The 17,474-nt window shown below is 61.3% G+C and carries 18 protein-coding genes and 2 tRNA genes; 11 read left to right on the forward strand and 9 right to left on the reverse strand.

All coding sequences use genetic code 11. The annotated features are described in order from the left end of the window. Positions 1-42: 42 nt before the first annotated feature. The 4 genes from ATE62_RS08685 to ATE62_RS08700 all read right to left on the reverse strand — a co-directional run bounded on the left by ATE62_RS08685 (position 43) and on the right by ATE62_RS08700 (position 2,316). Positions 43-534: a hypothetical protein gene (locus ATE62_RS08685; protein WP_197411635.1), complete on the reverse strand. Its 492-nt coding sequence runs from the start codon at positions 532-534 to the stop codon at positions 43-45. A 179-nt stretch (positions 535-713) separates the two neighbouring features. Continuing rightward, a complete protein-coding gene (locus ATE62_RS08690) occupies positions 714-977 on the reverse strand; it encodes a hypothetical protein (protein ID WP_058807478.1) in 264 nt (87 codons plus the stop codon). Between the two features lie 77 nt (positions 978-1,054). After that, positions 1,055-1,417, reverse strand: coding sequence for a hypothetical protein (locus tag ATE62_RS08695; protein ID WP_156420486.1), 363 nt, complete (start codon positions 1,415-1,417; stop codon positions 1,055-1,057). A 176-nt stretch (positions 1,418-1,593) separates the two neighbouring features. Next, on the reverse strand, positions 1,594-2,316 hold the full coding sequence (locus ATE62_RS08700) for a hypothetical protein (protein WP_058807476.1): 723 nt from the start codon (positions 2,314-2,316) through the stop codon (positions 1,594-1,596). A gap of 419 nt (positions 2,317-2,735) precedes the next feature. Between ATE62_RS08700 and ATE62_RS08705 the strand changes: the two genes are divergently transcribed. The 4 genes from ATE62_RS08705 to ATE62_RS23245 all read left to right on the forward strand — a co-directional run bounded on the left by ATE62_RS08705 (position 2,736) and on the right by ATE62_RS23245 (position 7,941). Next, entirely contained in the window at positions 2,736-3,380 is a 645-nt protein-coding gene (locus tag ATE62_RS08705) for a UPF0149 family protein (protein WP_058807475.1), read from the forward strand. Between the two features lie 233 nt (positions 3,381-3,613). Next, on the forward strand, positions 3,614-4,957 hold the full coding sequence (locus ATE62_RS08710; protein ID WP_082662694.1) for a DNA cytosine methyltransferase: 1,344 nt from the start codon (positions 3,614-3,616) through the stop codon (positions 4,955-4,957). Positions 4,958-4,963: 6 nt separating this feature from the next. Further along, positions 4,964-6,673 (forward strand): AAA family ATPase, encoded by a 1,710-nt coding sequence (locus ATE62_RS22835; RefSeq protein ID WP_082662695.1) that lies wholly within the window; start codon positions 4,964-4,966, stop codon positions 6,671-6,673. A 692-nt stretch (positions 6,674-7,365) separates the two neighbouring features. Further along, positions 7,366-7,941 carry a hypothetical protein gene (locus tag ATE62_RS23245; RefSeq protein ID WP_197412017.1) on the forward strand — a complete coding sequence of 192 codons (576 nt, stop codon included), beginning with the start codon at positions 7,366-7,368 and terminating at the stop codon, positions 7,939-7,941. A 200-nt stretch (positions 7,942-8,141) separates the two neighbouring features. On the opposite strand, the gene ATE62_RS08715 is transcribed toward ATE62_RS23245, so the two are convergent. The 5 genes from ATE62_RS08715 to ATE62_RS08730 all read right to left on the reverse strand — a co-directional run bounded on the left by ATE62_RS08715 (position 8,142) and on the right by ATE62_RS08730 (position 10,254). After that, a tRNA-Thr gene (locus ATE62_RS08715) sits at positions 8,142-8,217 on the reverse strand. 546 nt (positions 8,218-8,763) lie between these two features. After that, entirely contained in the window at positions 8,764-9,339 is a 576-nt protein-coding gene (locus tag ATE62_RS23845; RefSeq protein WP_331458875.1) for a tyrosine-type recombinase/integrase, read from the reverse strand. A gap of 87 nt (positions 9,340-9,426) precedes the next feature. After that, entirely contained in the window at positions 9,427-9,591 is a 165-nt protein-coding gene (locus ATE62_RS24105; protein ID WP_443028861.1) for a phage integrase central domain-containing protein, read from the reverse strand. Next, entirely contained in the window at positions 9,519-10,088 is a 570-nt protein-coding gene (locus ATE62_RS23850; RefSeq protein ID WP_231736209.1) for an Arm DNA-binding domain-containing protein, read from the reverse strand. The genes ATE62_RS24105 and ATE62_RS23850 overlap by 73 nt, the downstream gene beginning before the upstream one ends. 79 nt (positions 10,089-10,167) lie before the next feature. Next, positions 10,168-10,254: transfer RNA gene (locus ATE62_RS08730), tRNA-Leu, on the reverse strand. A 197-nt stretch (positions 10,255-10,451) separates the two neighbouring features. Here ATE62_RS08730 and ATE62_RS08735 point away from each other — a divergent pair. The 7 genes from ATE62_RS08735 to ATE62_RS08765 all read left to right on the forward strand — a co-directional run bounded on the left by ATE62_RS08735 (position 10,452) and on the right by ATE62_RS08765 (position 17,466). Beyond that, entirely contained in the window at positions 10,452-11,390 is a 939-nt protein-coding gene (locus tag ATE62_RS08735) for a complex I NDUFA9 subunit family protein (protein ID WP_058807519.1), read from the forward strand. Positions 11,391-11,465: 75 nt separating this feature from the next. Next, entirely contained in the window at positions 11,466-12,353 is an 888-nt protein-coding gene (locus ATE62_RS08740; protein ID WP_058807472.1) for a hypothetical protein, read from the forward strand. Between the two features lie 142 nt (positions 12,354-12,495). Beyond that, complete coding sequence (locus ATE62_RS08745) at positions 12,496-13,296, forward strand: undecaprenyl-diphosphate phosphatase (RefSeq protein ID WP_058807471.1); 801 nt, start codon at positions 12,496-12,498, stop codon at positions 13,294-13,296. Positions 13,297-13,455: 159 nt separating this feature from the next. After that, positions 13,456-14,898, forward strand: a complete 1,443-nt coding sequence (locus ATE62_RS08750; protein WP_058807470.1) for an NAD(P)-dependent oxidoreductase — start codon at positions 13,456-13,458, stop codon at positions 14,896-14,898. Positions 14,899-14,987: 89 nt separating this feature from the next. After that, positions 14,988-15,695, forward strand: coding sequence for a hypothetical protein (locus ATE62_RS23595; RefSeq protein ID WP_058807469.1), 708 nt, complete (start codon positions 14,988-14,990; stop codon positions 15,693-15,695). After that, positions 15,692-16,309 (forward strand): DUF2059 domain-containing protein, encoded by a 618-nt coding sequence (locus ATE62_RS22845; RefSeq protein WP_197411633.1) that lies wholly within the window; start codon positions 15,692-15,694, stop codon positions 16,307-16,309. The genes ATE62_RS23595 and ATE62_RS22845 overlap by 4 nt, the downstream gene beginning before the upstream one ends. Next, on the forward strand, positions 16,306-17,466 hold the full coding sequence (locus tag ATE62_RS08765; protein ID WP_231736211.1) for a DUF2059 domain-containing protein: 1,161 nt from the start codon (positions 16,306-16,308) through the stop codon (positions 17,464-17,466). The genes ATE62_RS22845 and ATE62_RS08765 overlap by 4 nt, the downstream gene beginning before the upstream one ends. Positions 17,467-17,474: the final 8 nt, after the last annotated feature.

Raw genomic sequence — 17,474 nt, forward strand, 5'->3', positions numbered from 1 at the left:
CCGACCCATGAAGCGGTTTCACGGGTCGAGGACATCACCACGTCAGGCTACGCGGTACGTCAGCTTCCAGGCGAGGTCGCCGGGCTCGAAGACCCACGTGAAAACCTTGTCGCCGTAGTAGAACGGATCGCTGAACTGCCGGGATTTGGTGGCCTCGGGTAAATCCGGCGACGGCAGATGCCTCACCGCATTGAAGACTTGCGCGTCTTGCTCGTTATCGGCTGCGAGCGGTTCGTCACTGCCGATGTCCGGTTCTTTGGCAACCAGCACCGACCAGCGCGGGATAGCGGCAACATAGCGGCGAAAGTATCGCTTCTCGCCGAATTGGTAGGGACCGAACACCTCATTATGGGTTGGGTCTTGGGGCTGCGGCTCCGGGTGAGCTGCTGCGAAATCGATCAAAAACTGATCGTCAAGTTGGTGATAATTCAACGTCTTACTCTCTTCATTCAGCCGGAGCTGAGGTGGTGCCGAGCGACGTTGGGACGCAATCTTGCAGAGACCCTGTCGCACGGCGTTGGTGGCGGTGGACACGGCAAAAGAAGGCACACGGGTGACCCGGAGAGAGTCATCCACTCAACGCTGACGTTTTAGCGATGTGCCGGCCTTAAGCCGTGCCTCAACGCACACCGTGCGGAGGTCTGCTCAACGGCCTTGCATATAGCAGAAGAGCGCGGCGGCCTCTGGACCTGATGAACTGATTCGTCAAGGCGTTAACTATCGTCAGGACGTTCTTTCGCGAATCCGCCGACTTGGGTCGCAATGATTGCTGCTCCGACGATCAGCAGGCTCGGCAGCGGATGGGCCTTGAGCAGGCTTAGCGCAGCGCAAAAGGCGAGGAAACCCATCACCTCTTTTGGATGCAGGCACACGCCCCAGATCAGCGCGATCGCGAACAGGATTATCAGCGCGACGATCGCCGCCTTGACGACCGCTAGTGCCACGCAGGCGGAGAGGAGTATGAGGATGAGGCGCATTTGGTGGCCTTTCGTGGGAAACGAAAAGGGCCGCGCAGCGGCGGCCCCTTCGAGGTTGTCAGGATTTGTGATGGCGCTCAGGTGCAGAAGGCGCGAAGCATCCCCATCAGCTCGGGGTCCATTCCATCGGCAATCTGCACAAACAGGACTACGGCATAGCCATCGTCGCTGAGGACGAACACGGTCTCGTAGCAAACGCCCTCGTGGACCAGCACCCACTCCCATTGCGGGAGGCCGCAGTCGGGGTTCGGCCGGATGGGCCAGCGAATGACGGCTTCTGTGGCGTCGATCGTGTCGCCAGGCTCAACGACAACGAAGTGAGCCATCTCTGCGAACGGCATGTCGTCGCCAAGGATCGCGCGGCGGCGGCGGATGAGGTCGAGTAGTTCAGGGTGCAGCGGTTTCTGCAATGCGGACGCGATCGCCGCGTCATCGGTCATGGAAATCATAGGTTTTCCTTTCGGGCAAGAAAAACGCCCCTGAAGCGGATGCCTCAGGAGCGCGTTGTGGTTTCGATGTTTTGCTTCGGACTGAGGTTCAAGACCCGTCGAGGTCGGCTGTCAGTTGCTCGGCAACGAGCCAGTTTGCTGCCTGCATTTCGTACGATTTCGACAGGTCATTCGGCCACGGTCGGTTCGCCGACACTGACGACGGAGCAATCGTTGACATTGATCCGCGCCTTCACAGTTGCGGCCCTCAGCGCGCCAAAGCCGTTCTCGGCTCGGAAGCGCATCGCCACGTTGTTACCGGCACTGTCGGTGACGATCGCCAGGGTTTCGATATGTTGGAACGCGTCCGGATTGTGGAGCGAGCCCTTCAACTCGTCCTCCAGATCACCAATCCGATGGTCCCAGCTTGAAAAGCACCCTTCCAACTTCTCTTCGTAGGTCGCAAGGTCGGCTCGGGTCTGTTCGGCTTCTGCGAGAACGCGCTTGGTGGCAGCACGCTCTTCGGCCTCTTTGGCAGCGAGAGCGTCGGCGGCTTCCTGCTTCGCCATCTCGGCTTTGCCCTCTGGCGTTCGATGAAACGCGGCGACGGACTGACTGCCAACGGTGCCCATCAAGACCAGAAACGGGATGATAGCAACATAGACTCCTACCTGCCACTTGCGCGGGCTGCGGAAAAAGACCGCCGGGAAGTGCGATGCGGAAAGGACCGCTGACAGGCCGAGAAGCGACCAGAAAAGGGCTTCCGGGAAACCGTCGAGGCCGCGATATTTGAAATGGATGATGTTTGAGATTCCGAGCAAAAGCACGGCCATGAACATGACGCCCTGCAACAGGTGCAGGAGCTTGACCCCGAGGCCGGTCGGGGGTTTGGATGTGTTGTCGTTGGTCATTGATCATTCCTTTGGGCATGGGATGCGCAAGACGCGCGTGAACAAGCCGCAGGAAAGACCCGCCGCGACAGATGCCATCGATGCATGAAACCGCCCCTCTCTTTCGGGAGCGACGATCGGCTTTGATCTACCTGCCGCTCCTATGTCCTCTTGGAGCGACGGCCAAAGCCGGATGTTGGAAACCCGCTGAAGCAACGAGCGCATGCGCCTTTACCGGCGAACCGGCTGGACATACGCGCATGCCACCCGGCCGATGATCTCGACCGAGTTGCTTCAAAAGAGGTTTCCACGCCCCACCTTCTGGCTTTCACAGAAGGCAATGCGACTTTGGCTGGAGTTCAGGGCAATCGCAATAGGCCCTGCGGATGTTCATATAAGATGGGTGGTTTTGCGCGCGGGTTCTGCACTATGCGAGTCCGATGGATGATTATCGCGATCAGCTCGACAGCCTCCTGCTCCATCAGTTTGAAGACGGAATGCTGCTGTCCGAACTAGACGGCTATCTGACGGGCTTGATCGTCAGCCCCGACCTCGTGCCGCAATCAAAATGGCTCAAAAAGGTCTGGGGAGATGCGCCGCCGAAGTTCGATAGCACGGCGGACATGCAGCACTTCCTCGATCTCCTTATGCACCATTACAATGGCATTCTGGACGACCTCGCTAGTCCCGGCGCGTATGAGCCGATCCTCGACCGAGATACCCGCAACGGCGACATACTGTGGGAACTCTGGATCGAGGGCTTCGCGCAAGCCATGAAGCTGTCGTGGACCGGCTGGAGCCGAATCCGTATAAGCGATGACGAAGGGCCGAAGGCGGCCTTGGCGGGGATCACCGCGCTCGCTTCGTTCGTGAACGACCGAACGATCATGACAGAAGCCGAGCAAGCACGCTGGAATCGGCAGACCCCAGACTTGATCCCAATTTGGGTTCAAATGCTGCACGAATGGCGGCTGGAAAATGACAAACACCGCCCAGAATCGGCCAAAAGTGCAAAAGTTGGCCGGAATGATCCATGCCCTTGCGGATCGGGGAAGAAATACAAGAAGTGCTGCGGGCTTAACTAGCTCTTGCTACATCCAAATGGGTGGCTGTCGCTGCCGACAAACTGGTATTCGCAAACCGCGACCCGATCTTCGATTCGTCGCCGAAACGGGGCAGACCGTCGGCAAACGGAGATTTGCCCTTGCAATCAGAACAAAGAGCGAACATAGCCTAAGCTACTGATGAGCGTGACGATGTGCGGGGTTGGTGTCGACCCTCGTCGCTGTATTCCGCGCCAAGGTAGGGGAAGACGAGTATGATTAAAAATGGTCTTGGGCAAGCAGAAGTTGGAGCCCCAAAAGTTCTCGATTTGTTCTGCGGAGCGGGTGGCTTAGCAGAAGGGTTCCGACAGGCAGGATATCGGATTCTCGGCGGAGTGGACTATTTTTCCGCCGCGATCGAAACATTTGAAGCCAACATCCCAGGCTCTGTCGGTGTACTCGCCGATCTCCGCAAACCAGATCTCGATGATCTGGAGGCGCGCTTCGCTGGCGTTGATGTAATCGTGGGCGGCCCCTCATGCCAAGGTTTCAGCACCTCTGGTGGCCTGAGCAAGTCGTCCGGCCGCGACCAGAGCGATCCGCGCAATCACCTCTTTACGAATTACATCGATATCGTTGAGCGCCTCCAGCCGAGTTGGATCGTGTTCGAAAATGTCCCCGGCTTGCTTCTTTACGAAAATGGAAAGGTCGCTTTGGAAATTGTCCGGGCTTTCCGGGAGATAGGCTATGAATTGGTGCCTATGATTCTGCTGGCCGCCGATTACGGGGTGCCCCAGTTGCGACGGCGGCTGGTGTTCGTCGGGAATCGAACGGGATCTGACATTTCTCTTCCCGCGCCAACCCACGGTGACGTAAATCTGTGGAAGGGCTTTTCTCTTCCGTTTGCCCATCTGTCTAGGATTGGCCACGGGAGCGAGGACGGGTTGCTCTCACACATCACCTTTGACGAGGCCTGTTCTGATTTGCCAGATGTTGCCGAGGGCAAGGAGGTCGATGGCAAGCCTTACGGATCGGAGCCCACGACCACCTATCAAGTAGAAATGAGGACTGGCTCGGAGACTGTCCGGCAACATGCCGCGGCCGAACTCGCAACGCTTGATCGCATCGCTTCGCAAACTTTGAAACAGGGTCAAAACTGGCGTGACTTGTCTGAAGACGTTTTGCCAGATCGCTTTAAGAAAATCCGCCGATATGACGCCACGACTCTGTTGAAGCGCTTGCGGAACGACTTGCCAGCTTATACGATCACTACCAAATTTAATGAGGCAACAACGGGAGCGTTCATTCACCCAACGCAGGCGCGGACGATTACATTGCGCGAAGCGGCGAGGCTGCAGTCGTTTCCTGACACGTTCGTCTTTTCAGGGACCGCCGCACAGATCAGGCAGCAAATCGGGAATGCTGTCCCACCGCTGCTAGCCAAAGCTATCGCCGAAGCCATTTTGCCAGCGGTGATGAAAGATGCCTTCGGGATCGAAATAGAGGCCGTCAGGGACTCGGTGGTGGTGGATCACGGGGTATCAGAAACCGAAATTCTCAAGCTTCATGGGGCTCGGAAAAAACCGAAAACCCGATCGATTGAGGCGATAGCTGCATGAGGCGCAATGCCGTATTTTTCGTCTGACCAAATTGAACGCAGTTTGGTGTACCTGTCTGAGATAGGTCACCCGTCGCTCGTCAGCCTTTTGGCTATGTTGAGGGCTGATGTGCCCGTCAGCGATAACGGGTCTGAGTCGATAAACTTCGGTTCGAAACAAGAAAACGCTCTGTTGGAAGACTTCTTCCGCCCCGAGCTGGCGCCTGACGAAAAGCCCTACTATGTTCCTTTTGGAGAGTCGGGGGGCAAAACGCGCTGGCATGACAGCAGCTATGCCGGGAGCAGCCTCCAGCGGCAGCGCAAAGAAAGATCGAATATATTTGCTCAACCGCCGAGCGACAACAAGCGGTGGTACTTTCGATCAGACTATGTGGCTCAGATCGTCGGAAGTCCGGCCACAGCGGGGAAGTATATAATTTCGCTTCCTGCGCTATCTGCTTGGATTTTTCGTACAGCAGAAGTCGACAGTCTTCAGGACGCTGTTCAGAAGGTAACTGCCGAATTCAAGCTCGATCGAGATCATCTGATTGGAAACGATACCGTTTTTACAAATGCTGATGTGGTGGGTATAGGCGACCTACCGTTTGCTGAGGCCCCTATCGAGGCTGAGGCGCTGCTGGAATTGCTGGCGAAATTCTCGCCGCGACCCAAATCAAAGCCTGACGTGTCGGACGATGCCAGTTCTGATTTATCGACCGGCATCCTCCATGAGGTTGCTGCTCCTGGCAACTGGGAAATTGCCGAAAGTGACCTGGACGATTTCTCTGGGCTACAGGGTGTTCGCGAACCTGTGATGCGCGCGATTGCAGCCCTCCACTCTGGGATGCACGTGATTTTCACCGGACCGCCTGGCACAGGAAAGACGTCTCTGGCCGAAGCAGTCTGCAAGCTAGCTGGTTTCCCATCTTGGACGGTGCCTGCGACCGATCAATGGACAACGTTCGAGACGATAGGCGGCTACTTCCCTGTTCCGTCCGAGTCATCATCGGACGACAGATTGGATTTTCTACCCGGCACCGTGGTCGCTGCGATCGAGCAGCAGCGTTGCCTAATCATTGATGAAATCAATAGAGCGGACATAGACAAGGCGTTTGGTGAACTATTTACTCTTCTCACGGGTAAGTCTGTCACCCTCCCTTATCGTCGTCGATCCGACAAAGGCTTTCGGAGGGTAAGATTACAGGCGAGCGCAGGCCTCATTGAGGAAGACATTGATGCTATCCAGGTGCCGCATTGGTGGCGCTTGATCGGTGCAATGAACGATGCCGACAAAGCTAGTTTAAAGCGGCTTTCGCTTGCGTTCATCCGACGATTTGCGTTTGTTCCCATCGACTTGCCCGAAAAAGAGGTCTACATTGCGATCCTTGAGCGTGAATTGCTGCTCGCCGATACAGCGGTTCGAGCCCGGCTGGCAAAACTTGAAACTTGCCTGCTGGAGCTGTTTTCCGACAAACAGACAGGGTTGGGTGCGATAGGATTACCCTTGGGACCTGGCATCCCGTTGGCTATGATCCGACATGCCGTTTCTGAAGCAGTCTCCTGGCCGTCGAGGACTGGCGATGAAATCTTACAATCGGCCGTTGAGTCGTACCTCATTCCACAGTTTCAGGGACGTCCAGACAAGCATTCGGAAATCCTGTCGGCATTGTCAGACTATGTTGCCGATCTTGACGGGCTTGCATCAGTTTTGAGCGTCTGGACAGGCGTGCCCACGTGACAGGCAACCGCGCCAAATGGCGTGAGTTCATTTGCGCGCCCGATCATCCATACCGACATTTGGCAAGTCTCGGTGCCTCTGTCCAAGGCGCTAAATCAGATGCGTTGGACCTCGCGAGCTTAAGTGACTTCCTGCTGAAGTTACGCGGCGAACACGATAGTACGCTGCTTGCAGACATGGTTGACCTTGTCTCGGGACCATACGAAGCCTTTTCGGAAGGGCACCTACTCCGTCTGCTCGACGTCTTGGCCAATGAGATGGAGAGTAGGGACGAAGTGGTAGGCCCCGGCCTGCGAGGCAATCCACGCTGGGATCGAACGGTGGTATCGCGGATGGCAGGCGTTCTGCCGGTGGGTAGGTATTACTCCCGAACCGCCCACAGGTCATTTACGCTTCCTGAAAATCAATTGCTTCGCTGGCTCGTAGATGAATTGATCGCCTCAATCCGAAATCTCACGCGGCGATCCGCTAGCGCCTCACCTCACAAAACACTCGTCGCCATTCTCCAACGATGTGAGGAAGCAGCCGCCCATCACTGGCTTTCCCAGTTGCCAGTGCCCCCATATCTTAATCCCGAGATGGTCGCGGCAGCGAAAAGGAGTCGGCGGCCAGAATATCGAATGGCGGCCGATTTGGCCGAATCTAGAGCGCGATTGAGATCATCGTCCGATGACGCTCGCTGGTATGCAACCTTGATGTTGCTTGCCGTTGGTTGGTTAGAGCCTGTGTCAGACGACGACCTGTTTGAACTGTATTCATTGACGTTGGTAGTTGATGTGCTCGCTCAGGAGTTGGGATTTGGCGAACCCGAAGAATATGGCTTAGTCACTTCAGGTCGAGGACATATCGCAGCTTTTAGAAGCGACCAAGGCAGACTGCGTGTCCTTTTTGATCAAAGTCCTATCGGCCTAACCGGTTCGCACGACAGGTATCGCGGCATTGTCGCCGCTCATGAAGGGGCCACAGGCAGCGCCCGCCGTCCAGATATTTCAATCGTCTATGATCGCTCAGATGGCCGACGCTTCTTGATTGTGGAGGTCAAGCGGACGGCAAACGAGCGCTATGTTAGCGACAGCATCTACAAGGTTTTCGGCTACCTATATGACTTTTCGGCGATGTGGCCAGACGATCACCCAAGCCCCCGGTCGATTCTTCTCGTGCCGGAAGGCATCAAACGCATGGCTGATCAGCCGTATAGGGAAACGACAGTTATCTCAGGCGACGATCGTCAGGAACTTGCAGCAGCGCTTCGATCAGCCATTCTCTAGTACACTCTCAACCAGCTTTTTCCCCTGCACAGCTAAGCCGACAGTCGCAGCCAATTCACTGAGGTGCGCCGATTTGGACTTCGAGGTATAGAATGGGTCGGGCGAGTTTCCCTGCTCAAAACGACCCAAACAGGACCCAGCGAGACACCCACGCGAAAGCCGCTTTGGCCGCATGTGTCGGATTTCCCTGCTGAAGGCGATGGTGCCGCTTACAGGACTCGAACCTGTGACCCCATCATTACGAATGATGTGCTCTACCAACTGAGCTAAAGCGGCAACGAGGCGCGCCTCTATCAGCGCGGGCTCCCGAAAACAAGCGTCGTTCCGCAAAGAATCTTGGCGGCGATATCGCGGCCCGGTTCCCGCGCTCCCGATCCCAATTCCATCACCCGTCCGGACGCGGCCCGCCGACCGAAGCGCGGCGGCTCGCCCCGGCTCCCTCCCGAAGCGAGTTTTCCCAAGCATGTACAGACCCATCGAGACCGACGCTCATGCGCCGATCGCAGCCGTCGCCAGCCCCGCCAGAGAAAAGAGGTCACCTCCTCCACTCAAGCGCGGCCCCAAGCCGAAGCCGGTCGTCGAATTTCCCGATGCGTTCGCCGGTCCTTGGATCGATCCGCCCGCCTTCTCGGAAGCGCTGGCGCTCCATATGCGGCGGCATGGCGATAGCTGCACGCATCTCCACAAATGCGTCACCGGGCCCGACGCCAAGACGTGCCGCAAGACGATCCGCAAATGGATCAACGAGAAGACGACACCCGAGAGCGTCGAGAGCTTCGACATCCTCGCGCGTATCGAACGGCGCTACCAGCTCCCGGCCGGCTATTTTCGGGGCAAGCTGACCTCGAACGCCCGCGCCCCGCGCGGAAAGCCAATCAAGGGCATATCGGCAGCCGAGCAGCGGCGGCTGGCCTGGCACCTGCCGTCCGACTTCCCCGGATCGCATTTTGCGTCGTTGTGGGCGAGCGAACGTTCGATGGCGTCCGGACTCCATAGGCCGGATTCGTTGAGCAGGGTCGATGCGGTCGTCCGTAGCCCGTGTGCGGTGACCTGTGCGAACGTGAACCCCATGCGTCGGAACGCCCGGTTCATCGTATTCTCGCACATCGGGCGCCGGTGGCTGTGGAAGGCGGGGAACATCAAACCGTCCGGCCCGGTGTGCACGGCGAGCTCCCGCAAAAGGGCGAGCACTTCACGTGACAGCGGAACCGAGTATGGGCGGCGCATTTTCATGCGCTCCGCGGGAATAGACCAAACCGCACCTTCCCAATCGATGTCCGACCAGACGGAGTGACGTAGCTCTCCGGGACGGAGCATGACATGAGGGGCGATCCTGCACGCGAACCGGGTGATCGGATATCCTTCGTAACCATCTATCGCACGGAGGAGCACTCCCACTTCCTGCGGGCCCAAGAGGGATGCATGATGCGTCGTCCGCGGGACGATCAGGGCGCCCCGTAGGATGGCGCTCGGATCGACCTCTCCTCACCCGGTAGCGACACCGTAACGGAAGACCCGGTTGGCGAACGAGCGACAACGGCGCGCGGACTGGTGATTTCCCTTCTTCTCCAGCTTTTTCAGGGCGGCGAGAACTTCCAAGGGTCGGCGATCGGCAGCTTCGCGATCGGTGCCAGTTGCTTGAGCAACCAACGAGCCTTGTCCAATGTCGCGTCGGCGCGCCCCTCCTTCGTGATCTTCATGATATACTCGTTGGCGACGTCTCCGAAACTGTTCGCCATCTTCACTGCCGCGGTAAGCTTTTCGCGCTTGCGGCTAAGAACCGGATCGACACCCTCCTCGACGCTGCGCTGTGCCTCGTCTCGCTTTCGCCGAGCATCCTTGAGCCCCACTACAGGATAAGCGCCCAAGGCGATCCGCTTGTCCTTGCCGTGAAGAAAGTAGCGATATCGCCAGAGCCGGGACCCGTTCGGTCTGACCTCGAGGTAGAGACCGCGGTCGTCCGAAACCTTGTACAGCTTGTCGCGCGGTTTGAGAGTTCTAACCTTCGTATCGCTGAGAGCAATGCACTCATCTCCAATGCGCTCACGGCTTCGATTCCAAAGTCGAGTACTTAGGTCAGGACTCGAATTCTGGAAAAAAGCGGTGACCCGGTTTGCTCTGAGATGGAGTGAATATCTATGGAACATCCCGGGTCACCAGCGTGTCCCGAAATGCCATATTTTCCAGCATTTTTCAAGGTTTTCAGCACCCTATGAGAAGGGTACCTGGTGCCCAGAAGAGGACTCGAACCTCCACGACCTTGCGATCGCCAGCACCTGAAGCTGGTGCGTCTACCAATTCCGCCATCTGGGCACGGGGTAGGAGCGGGCGCTTAGCGGCGGGGCTGGCGGCTTGTCAACCGCGGCGGAGGCCCCGCGACGATTTTTCTGTCGTGCCCACGCATTTGCGCGCCCGATCACCGCCCTGCCCCCTTGCCCGGCGCGGCGCTTCGCGGCATGGGGGCGACAGGCGGCCCCGCGCCGCGACGGAATCGGACAAAGATGGGCGCCATGCGGAATCTCGACGGACAATTGATCACGGTCTTCGGCGGCGGCGGCTTCGTCGGGCGCTATGTCGTGCAGAGACTCTTGGCTCGCGGCGCGCGCGTCCGCGTCGCCGAGCGCGAACCGCGCAAGGCGCTGTTCCTCAAACCGCTCGGCGGGCTCGGCCAGACGCAGTTCGTCGCCGCCGACGTCCGCGATGCCGCGAGCGTCGCGCGCGCGCTCCAGGGCAGCGATGCCGTGATCAACCTCGTCGGCAGCTTCGACGACATGTTTGCGGTGCAGGCCGATGGCGCGGGCAACGTCGCCGCCGCGGCGTCCGCCGCGGGCGTGAACGCGCTCGTCCATGTCTCGGCGATAGGCGCCGACAGCGAATCCGAATCCAAATATGGCCGCAGCAAGGGCGAAGGCGAGGCTGCAGTCCGCGCCGCCTTTCCGCAGGCCGTGATCGTCCGCCCCTCGATCGTCTTCGGGCGGGAGGACAAGTTCATCAATCGCTTCGCCGGCATGGTCCGCATGGCACCGGTCGTGCCGGTGATGGCGCCTAAGGCGAAGTTCCAGCCCGTCTATGTCGGCGATGTCGCCGACGCGGTGGTCGCGGCGCTCGGCGACGATGCGGCGGGCAAGGTCTTCGAGCTCGGCGGGCCGCAGGTGCTGACGATGCTCGAGCTCCAGCGCTGGATCGCCGACGCGACCGGCCGCAGCCCGTTGTTCGTCGAAATCCCCGATGTCGTCGGCGGTGCCCTCGCCTCCGGCCTCGGCTGGGCGCCGGGCGCGCCGATCACCAAGGATCAGTGGCTGATGCTCCAGCGCGACAATGTCGTCGCGCCGGGCGCGGCGTCGCTCGCCGATCTGGGCATCGTGCCGACCTCGCTCGCCGCGGTCGCCGACGGCTGGCTGGTGCAATATCGCCGCCACGGCCGCTTCGCCGAGCTCACCGCGCGCTGACCGGACCCACTGGCGCCCGCCCGAAAAGCTGCTAGTCTCCCGCGCGGGGGTCGCATCTTTTTCGATGCGGGGTGCATGATGAAATTCGGGGGAACGACCGCGCTGGTCAGCGCGGCATTGATACTGGCCGGCTGTGACAATACGCCGACGGATTTGCATGGATTGCCGAAGGACGCAGCCGAGCGCGCGACTTTGTGCGGGCGAGCCGCGGTCGCCTATACCGCCGCGGGCGGCAGCGCCGACCCGGCCGAGGAAAAGCGGCGCCAGGATCTGCTCCAGAAGATCGTCGACGAAACGGGCTTCTTTGCCGCGACGGGGCTCGACGATGCCAAGGGCAAGGCGCTGCTCGGCGATATCGAGGCGACGCTGGCCGGCGGCAACTGGATCGGCACGCTCAACCAGTGCAAGGCCGCCTATGCGCTCGGCGATCCCGAGCCGCTGCCCAAATTGCCCGAGGCGGCGGAACGCCCAGCCGCCTGCGCCGCGGTGGCGGTGGCGGCATCGCTCGGCGAGGGCGCCAAGACGCCCGCCGACGTGCAGAAACTGGTGATGAAGAACCCGCAATCCTCCTATTTCCTGCTCGTCGCGGCGAAGGACGGCGGCATCGCGGGGGCGCAGAACAATATGCTCAAGCATATCGAATGGGCGGTGACCTCGGGCGCGGTCGGCCCGCTGACCGACGCCTGCGTCAAGGAATATCCCAAGGCTGCGGCGAACGGTGCGGTGACTTTGCCCACCGACGAGGGGCAGGCGGTCGCGGCGTGCAGCTTCAATGCCGGACTGATGGGCGGCATCGACGGCGACGAAGGCACGACGGCCAAGGCGGTCGCGAAGCGGATGCAGGACGGCAGCAAGATGCCCGACATCGAGCTCGCGACCAGCCCCGACAAGCTGATCCAGCAGGCGCTCGACCTCGGCCCGCCAGCCAATGTGCTGAAGGCGTGCGACGCGCGGTTCAAATAGCCGCTGGAAAAACCGGCCTGCCCTGCGTAGGTCTAGGAAAGGGCGTCCGGCCGGTGTCGGGCGCCCTTTCCTTATTCGCTCACCGCCGCAGGATGCCCATGACCCCCTTCCCCCCTCGCCTCCCCCACCAGGATCCGGCCCGATGAACGAGATCATGACCGCGATCATCCTCGGCATCGTCGAGGGGCTGACCGAATTCCTGCCGGTCTCGTCGACCGGCCACCTGATCCTCGCGACCGAGTTGCTCGGTTACGACGCCGGGCGCTGGGCGATTTTCAACATCGCGATCCAGCCGGGCGCGATCCTCGCGATCGTCGTGCTGTACCGGAAGCTGTTCTGGGACATGTTCACCGGTCTGTTCCGCCGCGATCCGCAAGCGATCGCCTTCGTGCGCAACCTGCTGCTCGCCTTCTTTCCCGCGGTGATCCTCGGCCTCGCCTTCGGCGACTATATCGAGCTGCTGCTGGAGAATGCCGTCGTCGTCGCCTGGGCGCTGATCGTCGGCGGCTTTGCGATCCTGCTCGTCGAGCGTTACGCCAAGACCGTGGACGTCGGCGGGGTCGCCAATGTGTCGACGCGCCAGTCGATCCTCGTCGGGCTCGTCCAGTGCATCGCGATGATCCCGGGGGTCAGCCGCTCGGGCGCGACGATCCTCGGCGCGATGTCCTTCGGCGTCGACCGCAAGACCGCGGCCGAGTTCAGCTTCTTCCTCGCGCTGCCGACGCTGACCGGCGCGACGGTGCTCCAGCTGTTCAAGCATCGTGACGCAATCACCCCGAACGACCTGTGGCTGATCGCGATCGGCTCGCTCGTGTCCTTCGTCGTCGCCTGGGCGGTGATCAAGGCCTTTCTCGCGGTGGTGACGCGCTACGGCTTCGCGCCCTTCGCCTGGTACCGAATCGTCGTGGGCATCGCGGCGCTCGCCTGGCTGGGCATGAGATAGGGCCGATATTTTACCAATTGCGAAACATAGTTGCGCGCGAGACGATTTCCTTCTGAATCACCCTTGATTTAAGGTCAGTTATACTGACCTAATCGACATTTCGTCCGTGACAACGAGGTTTTGGCCCGCCATTCGCCTTCGCGAGAAGGGGAAAACCTCATGGCTGCAGATCGCATGCTCCGCTTCGTGGAGCGTGACCAGAATTATCCCGACAAGCGCTCGGCCGAAGAGCGCGCGCAGGATTTCCGCGAAATCGCCGAGCGCTATGCGGCGCCCGACGCCGACGCGCAGGCGGCGCGCTGCTCGCAATGCGGCGTACCCTATTGCTCGGTGCACTGCCCGCTGCACAACCATATCCCCGACTGGCTGCGGCTGACCGCCGAGGGGCGCCTGCGCGAAGCCTATGAGCTCAGCAACGCGACCTCGACCATGCCCGAGATCTGCGGCCGCATCTGCCCGCAGGATCGCCTCTGCGAAGGCAATTGCGTGATCGAATTTTCGGGCCATGGCGCGGTAACGATCGGCAGCGTCGAGAAATATATCACCGACACCGCCTGGGCCGAGGGCTGGGTCGAGCCCGTGCATGTCGGCAAGCCGACGGGTCAGTCGGTCGGCATCGTCGGCGCCGGCCCCGCGGGGCTCACCGCCGCCGAATATCTCCGCGTCGCGGGGCACGAGGTCCATGTCTACGACCGCCACGACCGCGCGGGCGGCCTGCTCACTTATGGCATCCCGGGCTTCAAGCTCGAAAAGGACGTCGTGATGCGCCGCATCGAGCGGCTCGTCGACGCCGGCATCCATTTCCATCTGGGCTTCGAGGTCGGCGCCGACGCGACGCTCGACCAGCTCCGCCAGAAGCACGACGCGCTGCTGATCGCGACCGGCGTCTACAAGCCGCGCGAGATCAACGTTCCCGGCAACGAGGCCGAGGGCGTCGTCGCCGCGCTCGACTATCTCATTGCCTCGAACCGCAAGGGCTTCGGCGACGAGGTCGCAGCGTTCGAGGACGGACGCCTCAACGCGATGGGCAAGCATGTCGTCGTCATCGGCGGCGGCGACACCGCGATGGACTGCGTGCGCACCGCGGTGCGCCAGGGCGCGCGTTCGGTCAAATGCCTCTATCGCCGCGACCGCGAGAATATGCCGGGCTCGCAGCGCGAGGTCGCCAATGCCGAGGAGGAAGGCGTCGAATTCGTGTGGCTCGCCGCCCCCGAAGGCTTCACTGCGACGCGCCGCGTCAAGGAAGTCGCGGTCGCGGGCATGCGCCTCGGCGCGCCCGACGCCAGCGGTCGCCGCAGCCCCGAGGCCGACCCCGAACGCAAGTTCGACCTGCCCGCCGACATGGTGATCAAGGCGCTGGGCTTCGATCCCGAGGAACTGCCGCACCTGTTCGGCGCCCCCGATCTCAGCGTCACGCGCTGGGGGACCCTCCGCGTCGATCACCAGACGATGATGACCAGCCTGCCCGGCGTCTTCGCCGCGGGCGACATCGTGCGCGGCGCCAGCCTGGTCGTGTGGGGCATCCGCGACGGCCGCGACGTCAGCGAGCAGATGGCGAAATGGCTGAAGGCCAAGGCCGCGGGCGAACGCCAGGCGGCATGAGCTTTTCTTCCGCCCGGTACCTGATAAGCAGGGCGCATGGGTCGCGCCTGCCCGGACCCTATGTCCGGGCCCCAGAGGATATCGGACCCATGGCGTTCAAGAAGCTGACCGTTGTTGCCACACTTCCCGCGCTCGCGCTGCTCGCCGGCTGCGGCGACAAGCTGCCCACCGGCGAGGCTGCGATGCGCGAAATCATCCCCGCGATCACCGGCGCGGGCCCCGAGGCGCCGTCCGAGCGCATGGCGGTCGAGATCGCGACCTTCACCGTCAGCATGGCGAGCGGCTTCGCGGGCGAGGAACTCGCCGGCCAGTGGAGCGACGCCGTCGTCGCCAGGAAGGTCGCCGCGGCGCTCGAGCCCAAGCGCAAGGCGGCGGCCGACGCGCTCTATGCCGACCTCGCGAAGAATCTCGACGCCGAAACGACGAAGGAAATCGTCGCCGACGTCCGCGACCCCGCCAAGCTCAAGGCGCTGAAATGCGCGTACAAGCCCGAGGGTACCTTCGGTTTCCCCGACTGCGACACCGCGGCGCTCGGCAAGGCCGAGGATTATCTGCCGCGCTACGTCAAGCTCAAGGAAGCGATGGACAAGGCCGCCGAGACACCCGCCGCGCTCGGCACCGCCGGCACCGCCGCCTGCGATGTCTCCGACGAATTCCTCGCCGCCGCGAAAAAGGCAAATCCCGACTTCACCTCCGAAGAGCTGAAGATCACCCGCAACGGCACGCCCTATACCTGCGACACCTTCCGTGGCCTCGCCGGCGGCAGCGCAGCGGCGAAGAAAAAGGAACCCGCATGACCATCAGGGGGAGAATCGTGACGATGCCGGGATGGAAATCCGCACTGCTCGGGCTCGCTCTCGTCGCCGCGCCGGCATCCGCCATGGCGCAAGCGGCCGAGCCCGCCGTCCAGCCGAGCGCCGACCGTTTGGCCGCCGCCCAGAGGGTGATGGGCGCGCTGATGCCCGAAGAACAGCGCGATGCGATGATCGAACAGATGATCTCGGCATTGATGGCCAATATGGTCGAGGGCGTCAAACGCGGGCTCGGCGCCGATACGCGCCTCGCCAGATCGGAGGCCGGACCGGTTTTCGACCGGTTCGTCAAGCGCCAGGAGGCGCTTGCCATCGCCCAGTTGAAGACCGAACTGCCGGCGATGATCGACGCGATGGCCCGCGCTTACGCGCGGCGCTTTTCTGCCGAGCAGCTCGACGAGATGCACGCCTTTTTCCGCACGCCGACCGGCCAGCTCTATGTCCGCGAATCGATGAACATCATGGCCGACCCCGATGTCGCCGCGTGGCAGCGCAATTCCATGGCAAAAAGCATGGAGAAGATGCCCGCGGAGATGAAGCTGTTGGTGGACGAACTCGAGAAGGCCTTTGGTCCTCCCGCGAAGGAGAAAGACGCATGAACCGCCGTTTCAAGGGGAAGGCCCGTAAGATGCTCGAACTGAAAGCCATTCTGCTCGGCGGCGCGATGATGCTCGCGCCGCTCCCCGTCTTCGCCGCGCAAAAGGAAGCCCCGCAAGCCGAAATCCTTGCGACCGACGCGCCCGCCGAACTGTCCGACGAGGCGATGGCCGCGCAGGCCAAGGCCAAGATGCAGAAGGAGATCGACGAGGCGATCGCGCTGATCGAGAAGATCTACGGCGTCGACCAGCTTCCCGCAATCCCGCCCGCGCAACTCGCGCTCGCCAAGAAGACCAGCGGCGCGCTCGTTCCGGCGGGCAGCCTCGAAAAGATGATGGACAATCTCTACGGCAAGCTGTTCCGCGGCGTCCTGGGCGAATTCGGCGGCGTGTCCGACCTGATGCTGTCGTACAAGACCGGGGTCGAAAGCGAGAAGATCGCCGCGCTCGACCAGCCGACGCGCGACAAGATCGCCGACATCTTCGACCCGCAGCGCAAGGCGCGCGAAGAGCAGATCATGGCGAACGTCAAACCGATCATGAGCGAGGTGCTCCGCGACCTCGAGGTGCCGATGCGCGACGGCATGGCCGCCGCCTTCGCGCGCAAGTTCAGCGCCGACCAGCTCACGCAGATGAACGCCTTTTTCGCGACCCCGGCAGGCAGCGCCTATGCCAATGAATGGATGGCGCTGCAGGCCGATCCCGAGGTGATGCTGGCGATCATCCGCTCCGTGCCGCCGATGATCGACAAATGGGTCGACCGCGCCCCCGAACTCGAGGGCAAGTTCAAGGACCTGCCCAAGGAAAAGCAGCTGACCGACCTCAGCGACGCCGAGTTGACCAAGCTCGCCGGCCTGCTTCAGGTCGATGTCCAGACACTGAAGGATCAGCGCGACCTCTACAAGTCCGCCGAAGAAGCGAGCTACGATGCGGCCAGCGCGGCCGATGCCGCCGCCGAAGCGACCGACGCCGCCATGGCGGTCGACGATTACGGTCCCTGGTACGAACGCGAAAATTGGAGCGCCGAGGACCTCGCCAAGGTCGAGGCGATCGAAGCCGAATCGAACGAGATTTTCGGTCGCTCGATGGAGGCCCAGCAGGCCGCGATCGACAATGCGCGCAAACGCCTCGCAAAAGAGGGCGCCTCGCCCTCCGAATAATCAAAACA

It is taken from the genome of Sphingopyxis sp. HIX (genome assembly GCF_001468285.1).
Lineage (GTDB): Bacteria > Pseudomonadota > Alphaproteobacteria > Sphingomonadales > Sphingomonadaceae > Sphingopyxis.

Coding starts and splice junctions, on each gene's coding strand:
- ATE62_RS08690 (WP_058807478.1), bottom strand. CDS start 977: ATGCGCCTCATCCTCATACTCCTCTCCGCCTGCGTGGCACTAGCGGTC.
- ATE62_RS08695 (WP_156420486.1), bottom strand. CDS start 1,417: ATGACCGATGACGCGGCGATCGCGTCCGCATTGCAGAAACCGCTGCAC.
- ATE62_RS08700 (WP_058807476.1), bottom strand. CDS start 2,316: ATGACCAACGACAACACATCCAAACCCCCGACCGGCCTCGGGGTCAAG.
- ATE62_RS08705 (WP_058807475.1), top strand. CDS start 2,736: ATGGATGATTATCGCGATCAGCTCGACAGCCTCCTGCTCCATCAGTTT.
- ATE62_RS08710 (WP_082662694.1), top strand. CDS start 3,614: ATGATTAAAAATGGTCTTGGGCAAGCAGAAGTTGGAGCCCCAAAAGTT.
- ATE62_RS22835 (WP_082662695.1), top strand. CDS start 4,964: ATGCCGTATTTTTCGTCTGACCAAATTGAACGCAGTTTGGTGTACCTG.
- ATE62_RS23850 (WP_231736209.1), bottom strand. CDS start 10,088: ATGTTCCATAGATATTCACTCCATCTCAGAGCAAACCGGGTCACCGCT.
- ATE62_RS08735 (WP_058807519.1), top strand. CDS start 10,452: ATGCGGAATCTCGACGGACAATTGATCACGGTCTTCGGCGGCGGCGGC.
- ATE62_RS08740 (WP_058807472.1), top strand. CDS start 11,466: ATGATGAAATTCGGGGGAACGACCGCGCTGGTCAGCGCGGCATTGATA.
- ATE62_RS08745 (WP_058807471.1), top strand. CDS start 12,496: ATGAACGAGATCATGACCGCGATCATCCTCGGCATCGTCGAGGGGCTG.
- ATE62_RS08750 (WP_058807470.1), top strand. CDS start 13,456: ATGGCTGCAGATCGCATGCTCCGCTTCGTGGAGCGTGACCAGAATTAT.
- ATE62_RS23595 (WP_058807469.1), top strand. CDS start 14,988: ATGGCGTTCAAGAAGCTGACCGTTGTTGCCACACTTCCCGCGCTCGCG.
- ATE62_RS22845 (WP_197411633.1), top strand. CDS start 15,692: ATGACCATCAGGGGGAGAATCGTGACGATGCCGGGATGGAAATCCGCA.
- ATE62_RS08765 (WP_231736211.1), top strand. CDS start 16,306: ATGAACCGCCGTTTCAAGGGGAAGGCCCGTAAGATGCTCGAACTGAAA.